Origin of the sequence: Siphonobacter sp. SORGH_AS_0500 (assembly GCF_031453245.1) — a bacterium.
Taxonomy (GTDB): Bacteria; Bacteroidota; Bacteroidia; order Cytophagales; family Spirosomataceae; genus Siphonobacter.
Map to the genome: position 1 here is coordinate 910,927 of NZ_JAVIYT010000001.1, position 13,641 is coordinate 924,567.

13 protein-coding genes are annotated in these 13,641 nt (G+C 45.4%); 8 read left to right on the top strand and 5 right to left on the bottom strand.

Translation table 11 applies throughout. The features are described 5' to 3' along the window. Positions 1-138: 138 nt before the first annotated feature. The 3 genes from QE357_RS03830 to mnmD form a co-directional block, all read right to left on the bottom strand. Positions 139-1,662, bottom strand: coding sequence for a trypsin-like peptidase domain-containing protein (locus tag QE357_RS03830; RefSeq protein ID WP_309705987.1), 1,524 nt, complete (start codon positions 1,660-1,662; stop codon positions 139-141). A 279-nt stretch (positions 1,663-1,941) separates the two neighbouring features. Further along, entirely contained in the window at positions 1,942-2,379 is a 438-nt protein-coding gene (locus QE357_RS03835; RefSeq protein ID WP_106635061.1) for an Hsp20/alpha crystallin family protein, read from the bottom strand. Positions 2,380-2,562: 183 nt separating this feature from the next. Continuing rightward, a complete protein-coding gene (mnmD, locus tag QE357_RS03840) occupies positions 2,563-3,288 on the bottom strand; it encodes a tRNA (5-methylaminomethyl-2-thiouridine)(34)-methyltransferase MnmD (protein WP_232793543.1) in 726 nt (241 codons plus the stop codon). 168 nt (positions 3,289-3,456) lie between these two features. Here mnmD and QE357_RS03845 point away from each other — a divergent pair, with 168 nt between their 5' ends. From QE357_RS03845 to uxuA, 3 genes are all read left to right on the top strand, one after another. Further along, complete coding sequence (locus QE357_RS03845; RefSeq protein WP_309705992.1) at positions 3,457-4,971, top strand: tagaturonate reductase; 1,515 nt, start codon at positions 3,457-3,459, stop codon at positions 4,969-4,971. An 86-nt stretch (positions 4,972-5,057) separates the two neighbouring features. After that, positions 5,058-6,710: an altronate dehydratase family protein gene (locus QE357_RS03850; RefSeq protein WP_309705994.1), complete on the top strand. Its 1,653-nt coding sequence runs from the start codon at positions 5,058-5,060 to the stop codon at positions 6,708-6,710. Positions 6,711-6,929: 219 nt separating this feature from the next. Beyond that, complete coding sequence (uxuA, locus tag QE357_RS03855; RefSeq protein WP_307142081.1) at positions 6,930-8,126, top strand: mannonate dehydratase; 1,197 nt, start codon at positions 6,930-6,932, stop codon at positions 8,124-8,126. Positions 8,127-8,479: 353 nt separating this feature from the next. Here the strand turns inward: uxuA and QE357_RS03860 are convergent, their stop codons facing one another. Then, a complete protein-coding gene (locus QE357_RS03860) occupies positions 8,480-8,629 on the bottom strand; it encodes a hypothetical protein (RefSeq protein ID WP_198555123.1) in 150 nt (49 codons plus the stop codon). A 255-nt stretch (positions 8,630-8,884) separates the two neighbouring features. On the opposite strand from QE357_RS03860, the gene gcvH reads away from it, so the two are divergent. The 5 genes from gcvH to gldF all read left to right on the top strand — a co-directional run bounded on the left by gcvH (position 8,885) and on the right by gldF (position 12,678). Continuing rightward, positions 8,885-9,265, top strand: a complete 381-nt coding sequence (gene gcvH, locus QE357_RS03865; protein WP_106635065.1) for a glycine cleavage system protein GcvH — start codon at positions 8,885-8,887, stop codon at positions 9,263-9,265. 134 nt (positions 9,266-9,399) lie between these two features. Then, on the top strand, positions 9,400-10,704 hold the full coding sequence (locus tag QE357_RS03870; RefSeq protein WP_309705998.1) for a dihydroorotase: 1,305 nt from the start codon (positions 9,400-9,402) through the stop codon (positions 10,702-10,704). Between the two features lie 48 nt (positions 10,705-10,752). Beyond that, positions 10,753-11,304, top strand: a complete 552-nt coding sequence (locus QE357_RS03875; protein WP_307142083.1) for a DUF4199 family protein — start codon at positions 10,753-10,755, stop codon at positions 11,302-11,304. Positions 11,305-11,354: 50 nt separating this feature from the next. Next, positions 11,355-11,900, top strand: coding sequence for a DUF4199 domain-containing protein (locus QE357_RS03880; RefSeq protein ID WP_309706000.1), 546 nt, complete (start codon positions 11,355-11,357; stop codon positions 11,898-11,900). Positions 11,901-11,952: 52 nt separating this feature from the next. After that, entirely contained in the window at positions 11,953-12,678 is a 726-nt protein-coding gene (gene gldF / locus QE357_RS03885) for a gliding motility-associated ABC transporter permease subunit GldF (RefSeq protein ID WP_106635069.1), read from the top strand. 494 nt (positions 12,679-13,172) lie between these two features. Here gldF and QE357_RS03890 read toward each other — a convergent pair whose 3' ends face one another. After that, complete coding sequence (locus QE357_RS03890; protein ID WP_309706003.1) at positions 13,173-13,622, bottom strand: DUF4920 domain-containing protein; 450 nt, start codon at positions 13,620-13,622, stop codon at positions 13,173-13,175. Positions 13,623-13,641: the final 19 nt, after the last annotated feature.

Consider the following 13,641-nt stretch of genomic DNA (forward strand, 5'->3'; position numbering starts at 1 on the left):
TCTTCGAGGTAAAACGAAATATTCAATGTAAAAAGTAAGTATCTAAGGTAATTAAGTACGGAAAGTAATGTTTAGAAATCTAGAGAAACAAAAAATCCCCGTCAAATGACGAGGATTTTTTAAATTTTTAATGATTGATTAGCGTAAAGTGCCATCAATGCGGTACTGTTGTCCACTGGAAGGATCAATACCAATGATCCGTACGCGACCTCTGCGGTTCGCCAGCAGATCTCCGGCTTGTTTGGCATCCTTCACGGCCGTATCATCAATTTTCGTGATAATAAAGCCAACGGGAACTTCCTGATATTCCATCCAGCCATCTGGCAGAACTTCTACGACTTTCGCTCCTCCGTTAATCCGGAATTTTGCTTTTTCGTTAGAGTTCACGTTATCCAGTTTCGCACCGATGGATTCTACCTGAACTAATGACGTCACAGGGGATTTCACAATACCGGTGTTACCTTCCATGTTTTTCAGGGTAACGTTGAAGTCTTTCAACTGACCATCGCGGTTAACCGTTACTACTACTACGTCACCGGGTTTGTGCTGAGCACCTACCAGTTCAACCAGACGAGGCAGGTCACGCACTTCTTTACCGTCAATTTTAACGATTACGTCACCAATTTTCAGACCCGCAGCTTTGGCGGCACTGGCGTTGGCGTTTTCACCGAAACTACCGAAGTAGATACCGGAAGTGGCTTTCAGATCTTTCTGAGCAGCAAATTTTTCATCCACGGCTTGCATCTGAGAGATACCCAGGAAACCACGCTGAACATTACCGTATTTCAGCAGATCGCTGGCGACACGTTTCACCAGGTTCGAAGGAACGGCGAAGGAGTAACCTACATACGTTCCCGATTGACCACCGGCAATGGCCGTGTTGATACCAATCAGATCGCCTTTCGAATTGACAAGAGCACCACCAGAGTTACCAGGGTTTACAGCTGCATCCGTTTGAATAAAGGCTTCAATCGGGCTTTGAGCTTTGTCACGATCACCAATGATACCAATCGAACGACCTTTGGCACTAACAATACCAGCCGTTACGGTTGATTCCAGGTCGAAGGGGTTACCTACGGCCAGTACCCATTCTCCTACTTTAATATCGTCAGAGTTGGCAAAGGGCAGGTAAGGCAGGTTGTTAGGGATTTTATCACCCTGCAACTGAATAACGGCAATGTCCGTGTTAGGGTCCGTACCGATCAGTTTTGCTTTGTAGGTGCGTTTATCGCTTAATACGACTTCCAGTTCGGAAGCATCGGCTACCACGTGGTTATTGGTGACAATGTATCCATCAGGGCTGATAATTACCCCAGAACCCGAAGAAATACCTTCCTGACGCTGCGGACGACGGCTACCTCCGCCGAAATCTTCATCACCGAAGAAATCGAAGAAGCTAGGCATCTGCCGCTGGCTTACCTGCCGAACGACTTTCGATTTAATATGCACTACCGCGGGCGTTGATTTATCCGCAGCTGAAACGAAATCACCGGGAATGCCGGCCATGTTCGTTGTGAACTTCGCGTTTGATCCTGAAGAGCTCGCCTCTGTGAAAATCACATCGCGACTCGATCCTAATCCTAATAAGTGGGCTCCTCCAAGGGTGAGGCCACTACTCAAAACCCCTACAAGGGCCAGAGATTTCCAATTGCTGTTATTCATAGCTGTTAAACGTTGTTTGGAGAGGGAAATTCAAAAAATTTAGTTGGGTAACAGTGCTCCAAATCGATTCAACAAAAGTTTATACCAAAGTTTTGTAAGTACTTAGACTTGCTAACCTTAACGCAGTTTAGAGAAAATCTGTTGCGAAATTAGCGGCTTTAAGCTTTTTTAACAACAGAATGTGATGATAGGGGAATTGCAGGGCTGAAAGTTAAAAAAGCAGAGAGAATTATCAAACTCTCTCTGCTTTTCCTCACAATCCAACGGCACCATTTAAGGTTAGGCAATGGAAATTTCGCGGGGCTGAACTTTCGCTTCTTCTTTTTTAGGAAGCGTAATGTTCAGAATTCCATCGGTATAAGAAGCTTCGATTTTTTCGCCATCTACCGTTTTGGGTAACATGAACGAACGTTGGAAGCTGCTGTAGCTGAATTCCTTCCGGCTGTATTTTTCGGTAGTTTCTTCGTTAGAACTTTCCTTTTTCACCGAAATCGACAGACGATTTTCGTGTACGCTGATTTTGAAATCTTCTTTTTTCAGACCGGGAGCGGCCAGTTCAATCTGAAAAGCACCTTCTACTTCTTTCACATTGACCGCAGGCAACGAATGAAACTCATCTTTCGTAGCTACGCCGTTGTAAGTCTTGAAAAAGTCGTCGTTAAAAAAACGATTAACTAAAGAAGGAAAAGCAGGTTGATTGAATTTAACGAGTGTCATAGCTATTCTTACGTTTTTATTGTTTTCGATAGTAACCGACATATGAATTGTCGGACGCTCTACTTATTTAAACACTTGTGCCGAACGTAAAAAAAGTATTTATAATGACAAAATGACTTAAATTTTGATAATATATATTTTTGTTAATGACAAAATGTCTTAAACTGCATTAAAAATGTCATTTCATTGAAGAATAGCCCGAACAACCTCCCGCTTTCGTCCCGGTCCTGGATGTTTTTCAATGCGAAAACCAGCCGCTTGTAAGGCCCGCCGAACATCTCCTTTCGAGCAATAGGTCGTTAATACGCTGCCCGCATGTAATCGCTGAGCTAAACCTGCAAAGATTTCAGGTGTCCACAACTCAGGCTGGGAGTTAGGGGCGAAGGCGTCGTAATAAACCAAATCGTAAGGTTCGTCCTGAACCTGTTTCTGAATAAAATCCTGAATGGTTGTATGTAATTTGTAAAGCGTAAAATTCGGCTGGATCGTTACCGCTTCGTTCCAGGGAGCCTGATGAAGCGTTTGCAAGGCCGCCGAATGCATAAAGTCATCGTAATTCAGCTTTTGATATTCTTCTGCACTAACCGGATACGCCTCCAGACTGGTATAATGCACCGGAATGTTTTCCTCCTGAGCTTTTAATAAGGTTAGTAAGGCATTAAAGCCAGTACCAAAGCCCATTTCCAGAATGCGTAACGAGCTTTTACCAGAGGCTTTCATATAATCGAAACCCAATTCCAGAAAAATACGGCGAGATTCTTCAAATGCCCCGGAAACGGAATGATACCATTGATTAAATCGAGCGGAGTATAACGTATGGCTCCCATCTTTAGTCACGACCAATTCATTCGAAAATGCTGGATTTTCCTTAGCGTCCTCTTCATTCTTCCAAGTTCTTTCGTTCATCATTTCTTTTTCTTCAGGGTGTTCTACAGTTTCGCCCGTCCTTTTTATAATTGATCGACGTTTAACAGCTACTTTTTGAATGGATTAAAAGCAGGACAGTGGCAGTGTGGGTTTTCCCCAACTGATCTTTTGTCCGGTCTTTCGCCCAAAACTTATCATAACTACTCAGTCATGTTGCTCTCCCGCGAAAATTTGTCTCAAATTTCGGCATCCGTACCGGTTCAATTACCAGATCCCTCCGTTTTTGAATTGCCCGAACGCATTTTGCAATTCGGTACCGGCGTTTTACTACGTGGTTTATGCGATTATTTCGTTGACAAAGCCAACCGCCAGGGCGTATTCAACGGTCGGATTGTCGTTGTTAAATCCACAGGAACAGATACGTCTGAATTTGATCAGCAGGATCAGTTGTTCACGCAGGCCATTCGTGGGTTGGATGAAAACGGTCAGCCCATTGAAGAGTATATTGTTAACGCCAGCATTTCCCGGACGCTGGCTGCTCCCAGCCAGTGGGATGCCATTATTGCCTGTGCATCTAACTCGGATATGCAGATTGTCATTTCCAATACAACGGAAATTGGTATTCAGCTTGATGAGAATGAAAATCTTCAGGCATCGCCGCCGCAATCCTTTCCCGGTAAATTAACCGCCTTTTTATACGCTCGCTGGAAAGCCTTCGAAGGAGCCGCCGATAAAGGAATGGTGATCGTTCCAACGGAATTGGTACCCGATAATGGCACGAACCTTCGCAAAATTGTGCTGGAGCTGGCCAAACGTGGTCAGTTGGAAGCGGAGTTTATCCAATGGCTGGGAACAGCTAACTCGTTCTGTAATTCCCTGGTAGACCGCATTGTTCCGGGCAAACCTAACGCTACCGATCAGGCCGATTATGAGCAGAAACTGGGTTATCAGGATCACTTACTCTGCGTATCGGAAGTATACCGTCTTTGGGCCATTGAAGGCGACGAGAAAGTGAAAAGCGTACTGAGCTTCGACGAGGCGGATTGTGACGAAACTAATGCTCTGGGCGTAATTATTAAACCAGATATTGATCGATATCGTGAGCTAAAACTTCGCTTACTGAACGGTTCGCATTCTTTAACCTGCGGATTGAATTTCCTGGCGGGTAAAAATGCCGTTCGTGAAAGCATGGCGGATCCCGTTTCGGCTCGTTATGTGAAAGAGTTAATGTTTGAGGAACTGGCTCCCGCCATTCCGTATGACATTGATCTGGAAACGGCTCGTACGTACGGAGCCAGCTTGTTGAATCGCTTTGCGAACCCATTTCTGGAACATAAGTTACTCAGCATTACGTTGTATTATACCTCTAAGATGAAAACACGTAACGTACCGCTATTGCTGAAACATTACCAGCAGGTAGGCACCGCTCCCGAGCGTTTTGCTCTGGGTTTTGCGGCGTATGTGTTATTCATGAAGGCCTTGAAGGAAGAAAATGGCAAATACTTCGGCGAACGTAACGGTGATTCTTACCTCATTCAGGATGAGCCCGCAGGCTGGTATTTTGAGTGGTGGAACCGCAAAGGTGATCTGTCAGAAGTATTAAGCAATCAGGATTTCTGGGGAACGGATCTGAATGCTTTACCCGGTTTTAACGAACGCGTTTCGTACTACATCGGTAAGCTCCAGGAGAGCCCTAAAGCTGCCTTTGAAGAGGCTCTGGCGTAGTTAATAAACTATCTGTTCTTTTTTAGATAATTTAGGGTAGCAATTCCTGAGATTTTTCTTTTAAAGGAAAGAATCTTTTTACCTCCATGCAGCAACGAGTATTAAAAGTCCACCCCGCAGATAACGTTATTGTAGCCCTCACTGACTTACAGAAGGGCGAAGTCATTACGTTCGAAGGCGTTGAGTATGAGCTGGTCGATGATATTGCGGCCAAACATAAATTTCTTACGGAAGACCGGGCCGTAGATGAAGACATTACGATGTACGGCGTACTGGTGGGTAAAGCCAAACAGTTTATTCCCCGGGGCGGTTTGATGCACACGTTCAATACCCGGCACGCCTCTGAAGACTTCGGTTTAGGCTCGCGGAAGCTGGACTGGGAGCAGCCGGATACGTCTAAATTCAAACAGCGAACTTTCATGGGTTACCCACGTCAGGATGGCAGCGTCGGGACGGGTAACTACTGGATTGTATTGCCTATGGTTTTCTGCGAAACGCGGAACCTGGAAGTAATGCGGGAAGCTCTCGTCGATTCGCTGGGATATGGGAAAAACCAAACCTGGAAAGACCAGACCGAGCAGTTAATCAACCTGTATCGTTCGGGTAAATCCGTAGCCGAAATTCTGGAAGCTGATTTAGCGATTGAAGAGGAAGTGGGTACGCCTACTCGCTTGTTCCCGAACGTAGACGGCGTGAAATTTCTCAATCATGAAATGGGCTGTGGCGGCACGCGTTCCGATGCTCAGGCTCTTTGCGGATTGCTGGCAGGTTATGCCACGCACCCGAATGTAGCCGGAGTTACGGTGTTAAGTCTGGGTTGTCAGAATGCTCAGGTATCCATTCTGAAGGAAGAAATTGCCAAACGCGATCCTAATTTTGCCAAACCGCTGTACGTATTTGAGCAGCAGGAAATTGGTTCTGAAGAAAAACTCGTGGCTGGAGCTATCAAGCAAACCTTCGCAGGTCTGATTGAAGCAAATAAAATTGAACGTCAGCCCACGCCACTTTCTAAATTAGTCATTGGTCTGGAATGTGGGGGCTCCGACGGATTCTCGGGTATTTCAGCAAACCCCGCCATCGGTCATACGTCAGATATTCTGGTATCATTAGGTGGAACCGTTATTCTGGCGGAATTCCCCGAGTTATGCGGCGTAGAACAGGAATTATCAGATCGTTGCGTAGACGAAGAAACAGCCAAGCGTTTCAATTCTCTGATGAAAGTCTATAACTCTCGGGCCGAAGCGGTGGGTTCTGGTTTTTACATGAACCCTTCGCCGGGAAACATCAAAGACGGATTGATTACCGATGCCATCAAATCTGCCGGAGCAGCTAAAAAAGGAGGTACTTCGCCCGTAGTTGACGTACTGGACTATCCCGAAAAGGTAACGAAACCGGGGTTGAACCTGGTTTGTACGCCGGGTAACGATGTGGAAAGCACTACGGCTGAGGTCGCTTCGGGAGCAACGGTAGTTTTATTTACGACTGGATTGGGTACGCCCACGGGTAACCCCATTACACCGGTAATCAAACTTTCAACGAACACGAAGTTGTACAACAAAATGAACGATATTATCGACATTAACTGTGGTACGATTATCGATGGCGAAGAAGGCATTGAAGAAGCGGGCGAACGTATTCTGGATTATGTGATTCAGGTAGCGAGCGGAACCGTTACACCTCATTCGGTACGTCTGGGTCAAGATGATTTCATCCCCTGGAAACGCGGCGTTTCGCTGTAATTGACTTTTTGAATTACCATAGATTCCTAAAGAATGAATGTTTCACCGACGTATTTCAACTTCAATCGGTAACTTTCACTCTTTAGGAATTTTTTAAGTTAGGGGTGAAGCGATTACTGATACATTAGTAGGTTTAACTCCACAGTAGACTCCTATTCTTACTTCAAACTCGTTTTAGAAGTTAATTCACCACTCTAAACCGAAAACTCTAAACGCATTATGCCTTTATTACAATCATTCCGCTGGTTCGGACCGAAAGATCCGGTTAAGTTGTCGGACATTCGTCAGGCTGGGGCCACCGGAATTGTATCCGCTTTACACGATGTTCCCAACGGTAAAGTCTGGACTTCGGAAGCTATTGAGTCTCGCAAAACCATTATTGAAGCTGCCGGATTAACCTGGGCAGTGGTAGAAAGCGTTCCCGTACATGAGCATATCAAACGGGGTATGCCCGATCGAGATCAGCTTATTGCCAATTACCAGCAAACCCTGCGAAATCTGGCTGAACATGGCATTAAAACGGTTTGTTACAATTTCATGCCCGTTCTCGACTGGACACGTACCGACCTGGCGTATGTCGTAGAAGATGGCTCAGAAGCCTTACGTTTTGATGCGGTAGCCTTTGCGGCTTTTGAGTTATTTATCCTGAAACGTCCGGCGGCAGAGGCAGAATATTCGGAGTCGTTTAAAGCACGGGCAGCGGCTTATTATCAAGCGATGAGCGAAAGTGAAAAAATGCAGCTCATTCGGAATATCATTGCCGGACTACCCGGTTCGGAGGAAAGCTTTACGGTGGAGCAATTCCAGAAAGTACTGGATTATTATGCTGAAGTAGGGGACTTCGAGTTACGTCAAAACTTATATTACTTCCTGCGGGCAGTGGTTCCGGTAGCGGAAGAAGTGGGGATTAATCTCTGCATTCACCCCGATGATCCTCCACGTCCCATTCTGGGCTTGCCTCGTGTTCTAAGTACAGCAGATGACGTGCGGGAAATGTTTGCTGCGGTGGATTCTCCCGCCAATGGATTAACCTTTTGCACGGGTAGCTTCGGTGTGCGGGCGGATAATGATATGCCTGCCATGCTTCGGGAATTTGGTCCGCGAATTCATTTCTTCCATTTCAGAAGTGTGCATCGCGAAATTGATGAAGTACCCGAAACTTTCCACGAAGCCAATCACCTGGAAGGACATGCAGATATGTATGAGGTCATGAAAGCGGCTGTAGAGGAGATGCGACGCCGTGAAAAAGAAGGGCGTACAGACATTGATATTCCCATGCGTCCTGACCACGGACACCGCATGCTGGACGATTTAAATCCTGAAAGACGCACTAATCCGGGTTATACCGCGATTGGTCGTTTAAGAGGCTTAGCCGAGTTACGCGGATTAGAACTAGGCATCAGTCAAAGTCTTTGAGTGTTCAGTTGTCGGTTAACTGTTTTCAGCTAAGGACTTGCTTATCGAGGATCTTTTTTCAGCATAAGTTCTCTCCGCTGCCAGCGTGGTCCGGCCAGCTCTTCCGCTGGCAGCAATAAGCTTCTCGTTTTGTTACTAGGTAGTCCTAAAGTAGTGCTGCCAGCAAAAAAGCTGGCCGGGCCATGCTGGCAGCGGCTAATAACTACTTCGGGTTACCCAGTGATCCAAATAGGAAACTTGTTACTACCTGCAAAAAACGCTAGCAGCGGTACATACATAAAAGCCGCTTCCATTTGTTTGAAAGCGGCTTTTATCACCTATTCAGTTCAAAACTGACAACTGCAAACGGAAAACTAATTATTGGCCTTTGGTTTGTGCAGTTTCACGTCTTTCTGGTTATTGGAGTTGTTGTTGCGTTCTTCCTTTACCCGGCTGTCCAGATTATCCTTGTTTTCGGGTTTATTGATATGGCTTTGGCCTCTGGGTGCTGTGTTCGTTTTCATAGTGATTATTGGGTTGATGTACGGATAAAAGTAAAAACAGCGTACCAAAGTGAGGAAGAAGTTCAATTTTTATGAATTTCTAATACAAACGGAAGCAAAGAGACGGGGTAAAGAACCCTGTATTTCTACAGATCAAAACCTGTAGCCTCAACCCTAAACGCTTAAAGTTTAAAAAAACTCAAAACCCAGAACTCAAAACCCTAAACTCTTTGACTAACTTGCGTGCCATTTAGCACCGATTGGCATCACAAACACATGAACTTTCCCGCAGACCTTCGCTACACTACCGAACACGAATGGATTAAGCTCGTAGACGGTAACGTAGCATTGATTGGTATCACCGATTATGCTCAAGATCAATTGGGCGACGTAGTTTTCGTTGAGGTGAATTCACTGAACGAAGAACTGGCTGCTAACGAAGTATTTGGCTCCGTAGAAGCTGTGAAAACGGTTTCTGACCTGTTTTTGCCCGTAGCTGGTAAAGTTCTGGAAGTGAACGAATCACTCAACGATAATCCAGATACGCTGAACTCTGATCCTTACGGTGAAGGCTGGATCATTAAGCTGGAAGTAAACGATCCCGCTGATCTGGATAACCTGATGGATGCGGCAACGTATCAGCAGTCTGTACATTAATAGAAACGAAATGGGAATGAAAGATGGTAAGTTTTCATTCCGCCGTTTTCTCCATTAAAGATCCTGAACAAGGAACAAAGTGAATCGAGCCATCGGTCTGCTTTGTTCCTTGTTCAACATACGACCCTTCAGAAATGAATCTTCTCTTTCGTTCCGCCCGAATTCTTGATCCTCATTCGCCGCTGCATGGTCAATTGGCCGACGTATGGATTGAAGACGGGGTCATTCGTAAAATTGGTCAAAATCTTTCGTCCGCTTCGGTGGGGCAGGAAATCAACGTTCCCGGCTTGTGCCTTTCTCCCGGTTGGTGCGACTTACGCGTGCACGCCAAAGATCCCGGGTATGAGTCTAAAGAAGATTTATATAGCCTGAAACGGGCGGCAGCGGCGGGTGGTTTTACCGAGATTGTTTTACTGCCCAATACTAAACCGGTCATTCAGAGTAAGGAAAGTCTCAATTACATCCGTCGCTTTTCGGAGCAGCAGGCGGTTCAATTCCTGCCTACGGCTGCCTTAACGCTGGGTTGTGACGGTAAGGATTTTACCGAAATGCTTGACCTGCATCATGCGGGTGCTGTGGCATATACCGATGGCGAAGAACCCATCTGGAACCCTGACATTTTACTTAAATCACTTCAGTATCTGGCTCAGGTCAACGGACTTCTGATTCAGCGTCCAGAAGAACCTTCTTTAACGGTTCACGGACAAATGCACGAAGGTCAGGTAAGTACCTTGCTGGGCATGCGGGGTATCCCAACCATGGCCGAGGAGTTAATGATTCAACGGGATTTACGTTTGCTGGAATACGCTGTGGAAACGTTCGATTTACGTCCTCGACTGCATTTTTCACTGGTATCAACCGCTCGTTCAGTAGAGTTAATCCGTCAGGCTAAAGCTCAGGGATTACCCGTTACCTGCGATACGGCGGCACATTACCTGGCGTTCACGGACGCAGACCTGGTGAGTTTCGACACCAATCTGAAAGTAATGCCTCCCTTCCGTCCGGCTGAGGAAGTAGCGGCCCTGAAAGCAGGCTTAGCCGATGGGACCATCGACGCTCTGGTTTCGGATCATTACCCGCAGGATGCCGAATCTAAGAATCTGGAATTTGATTTAGCTGATTTTGGAATCAGTAGCCTGGAAACTGCCTTTGCTACTGCTATCACTTATGGCGATTTAGAGCTGGATACAGTATTAGCCTTATTTACTTCACACCCCCGCTCTATTCTGAAACGTAGCCCCGTTACCATTGCCGAAGGACAGGTTGCTCAGTTAACGGCTTTCAATCCCGATGAAGAATGGACGGTATCCGCAGCGGAATGGAAATCGAAAGGAAAAAATACGCCTTTCCTGGGCAAGACCTTACGCGGAAAAGTGTATGGTATTGTTAATCAGGGTAAAAGTACGTTTCATAGTCAGCCCCTGAGTTTTAAAGTATAAACAGAAGGGCTAACGTTAGCCTGACAAATGTTAGCCCTTCCTTTCTCCATGAAAAGTAAAGCGTTTCTTCAATTATCAGTCATTTCCGGCCTCGTGGCTGGACTGGTGTGTTTTTTATTTTTCTATATTCTGAAAATCAGCGACGCTATGCCGCTGGGGACTCGTCGGAATATCGGCATGATATTCATGTGGATTGCAATGACCGTAGGAGCTTATCGGTACTGGAAAACGGTTCATCAGACGGTTAACTTTCTGGAAATCTTTGGTTTTTGTATCATTGTTGTTCTGATCGCCAGTGCAGTAGATGGGGGCTTGGTTGCTTATTACACTTCTTCGGTTGAACCGTCGCTCATTCCTGAATTTATTGTTGAACTCAAGAAATTAGCTTTGCAGGATCAGGCTTCCATTCAGGAACAATTTGGAGATGACAAAGCCAGCGGACCGATTGATTTTCAGGTCTTCCTTCAGCAGATTGAACAGATTTCGCCTAGTTCAATTTTCTGGAGTAACTTCGGAGTTCTTCGGATGCTTTTTCATTTCCTGTATGCAGCTTTAGTCGGAGTTTATCTTCGAAAAACGAGTTTAAGTACCTATTATTAGCAAAGCATTACCTAACTGAAAACAGAAAATACTAAACTGGAAATTGAGTCATGGACCAAACACCCTCAACCGCCCGGATTGCTTTGAAATGGGGAATTATTTCTGGAATTATTACCGGTATTATTTCCATTGGATATCAAGCTTTTAATCTGATGCCAGATGATCCGATGAAGGCTAATATGGGAATGGGTTTGCTGGCTAATTTCCTGCAAATTGGTTTTACGGTACTAGTACTAGTAATGGCTACCCGCGAGTTTAGAAGTTGGAATGAAGGTTATATTACTTACGGACAGGGCGTAGGAATAACGGCCTTGACGGGGGCAGTTTGGGGAGTGGTTTCAGCAGGTATTATTCTGATTTATACCCAGTTTATCGATAACTCTGCTCAGGAAAGAACACTACGAGCTTTACGAAATGCCTACGAAGAACGTGGCATGAATGACGAGCAAATTGATACGGCTATGCGGTTTGTAACCATGATGACGAATCCTGGCTTTAGTTTTGTAATGACGATTTTTACTGGGGTTGTGGTTGGAACGTTACTGGGTTTAATCGTAGCGGCAGTAGTAAAAAAAGACCGGCCGGTGTTTAGTTAATATTAGTTTTTACGTTCCTTGCGTTACTCCTACGAGCATTCCTTTCATATCCATGTTTACCATTTTCAAGAAAGAAGTCCATTCCTTTTTAAGCTCGCTGGTCGGTTATGTCGTGATGGCGGTGTTCCTCATGGCGATGGGCTTGCTGGTTTGGGTCTTTCCTGATACAAGTGTGCTGGAGGGCGGTTATGCCGATATGGCTTCGTTCTTCAACCTGGCTCCGTACGTTTTTCTCTTTCTGATTCCCGCTATTACCATGCGTTCCATCGCCGAAGAACGTAAAATTGGGACGTTGGAGTTATTGTTTACTAAACCCGTAACGGAGTGGCAAGTAGTAGGAGGAAAATTTCTGGCTGCCTGTTTCTTACTGTTTCTAACTTTACTTCCTACGCTTCTGTATTATTTCTCGGTGTATCAGTTGGGTAACCCCGTCGGGAATATTGATACTGCCAGCGTGCAGGGTTCATATCTGGGACTTTTTCTATTGGGATGCGTTTTTGCAGCCATCGGGTTATTTACTTCTTCTTTAACGGATAATCAGATTGTAGCGTTCTTATTGGGCGTATTTATCAGCTTTATTCTATACGTAGGCTTCAGTTCTATTGCCGGACTGGAGTTATGGAATGGGGCAGCTTACTGGCTCGGCTGGCTCGGTCTTGATACGCAATACAATGCTCTGGGACGAGGGCTAATCGATTCCCGGAATGTGATCTATTTCCTTTCCCTGGTGCTATTGGCCTTATCCGCCACGCGTTGGAAATTAACGCAACGGAACTAAGCCATTCATACCCCATTACAGTCGCTCGGCTCTTGCTCTGCCGAGTGACGATCTAACCGTAGGCCTCTGGCCGTCTTATGCACTGATTTCCTCGAAACAGAATACAATCACCTTACGCCTTTTGCTGTTGTCGGATTTGCAATCCAAAACCTGACTGTCGTGGGTATGTGATTCGCTTATAAAAATTATAAATCCGCAAGAGTATCCTTAAAATTGCCTCTACCCAGACGCGATAAAGTCGCGTCTCTACAAAAAATGGTAAGGTAAGTGGTAGCAAAATTCGGCTGTTTCGGATCTGTGATCCGCTTGGAGTAATTACAACCTCCTAAAGAGCAGCATTGTCAACATTGCTTTTACCAAACGCCATGAATGGGCATCTATACAAAAATTGCATTCACAAGTAATGGCAGACAGGAAGCTCGCACCCGTTTTATTATTTATAAAGAAAGCCGGATCAGTAACTGCTGATCCGGCTTTTTCATTAGAGAAATGTATTATTGCTTGACAATCACTCCATCCGCAACGAAAACCAGAGCTTTTTCGGGTTCGGTGATTTTAGCAACTTCTTCTTTAGATTTACCCGCGTCTTCCGCGTAATGTTTCAGTTCTTTAACGGGTGTAACGCGGGAAAATGCTTTTCCTTCAAACACTACCGTTTTTCCTTCAATGTCTTTGGGCACGAAGAAATCATAGTCTTTAAAGCTTACCCGCATGGTTTTCCCTTCGGGTAATTTCACTTTCATCCAACAGCCTTTCATCTTGCAAACGGACTCAACCGTACCGGTTACTTTCGTATCCAGCGTATCGGTAGTCTTCATTTTCTCAACGAGTTGTTTCGTAGAAAGAGCTTGATCTGTCGTAATTTTTGCTCCGTGATAGGAGTCCTGAGCCTGAGCGGTAGCTATCGAAAGGCCTAAAGCCAGAAAAAAGACGAGTGCTTTCATGGAGATTGGAATGATAGTA

What these genes read in the sequence shown, in the direction of transcription:
- QE357_RS03835 (WP_106635061.1), bottom strand. Translation starts at nt 2,379, where the DNA reads ATGACACTCGTTAAATTCAATCAACCTGCTTTTCCTTCTTTAGTTAAT.
- QE357_RS03850 (WP_309705994.1), top strand. Translation starts at nt 5,058, where the DNA reads ATGCAGCAACGAGTATTAAAAGTCCACCCCGCAGATAACGTTATTGTA.
- QE357_RS03870 (WP_309705998.1), top strand. Translation starts at nt 9,400, where the DNA reads ATGAATCTTCTCTTTCGTTCCGCCCGAATTCTTGATCCTCATTCGCCG.
- gldF (WP_106635069.1), top strand. Translation starts at nt 11,953, where the DNA reads ATGTTTACCATTTTCAAGAAAGAAGTCCATTCCTTTTTAAGCTCGCTG.
- QE357_RS03890 (WP_309706003.1), bottom strand. Translation starts at nt 13,622, where the DNA reads ATGAAAGCACTCGTCTTTTTTCTGGCTTTAGGCCTTTCGATAGCTACC.
- uxuA (WP_307142081.1), top strand. Translation starts at nt 6,930, where the DNA reads ATGCCTTTATTACAATCATTCCGCTGGTTCGGACCGAAAGATCCGGTT.
- QE357_RS03860 (WP_198555123.1), bottom strand. Translation starts at nt 8,629, where the DNA reads ATGAAAACGAACACAGCACCCAGAGGCCAAAGCCATATCAATAAACCC.
- mnmD (WP_232793543.1), bottom strand. Translation starts at nt 3,288, where the DNA reads ATGATGAACGAAAGAACTTGGAAGAATGAAGAGGACGCTAAGGAAAAT.
- gcvH (WP_106635065.1), top strand. Translation starts at nt 8,885, where the DNA reads ATGAACTTTCCCGCAGACCTTCGCTACACTACCGAACACGAATGGATT.
- QE357_RS03880 (WP_309706000.1), top strand. Translation starts at nt 11,355, where the DNA reads ATGGACCAAACACCCTCAACCGCCCGGATTGCTTTGAAATGGGGAATT.
- QE357_RS03830 (WP_309705987.1), bottom strand. Translation starts at nt 1,662, where the DNA reads ATGAATAACAGCAATTGGAAATCTCTGGCCCTTGTAGGGGTTTTGAGT.
- QE357_RS03875 (WP_307142083.1), top strand. Translation starts at nt 10,753, where the DNA reads ATGAAAAGTAAAGCGTTTCTTCAATTATCAGTCATTTCCGGCCTCGTG.
- QE357_RS03845 (WP_309705992.1), top strand. Translation starts at nt 3,457, where the DNA reads ATGTTGCTCTCCCGCGAAAATTTGTCTCAAATTTCGGCATCCGTACCG.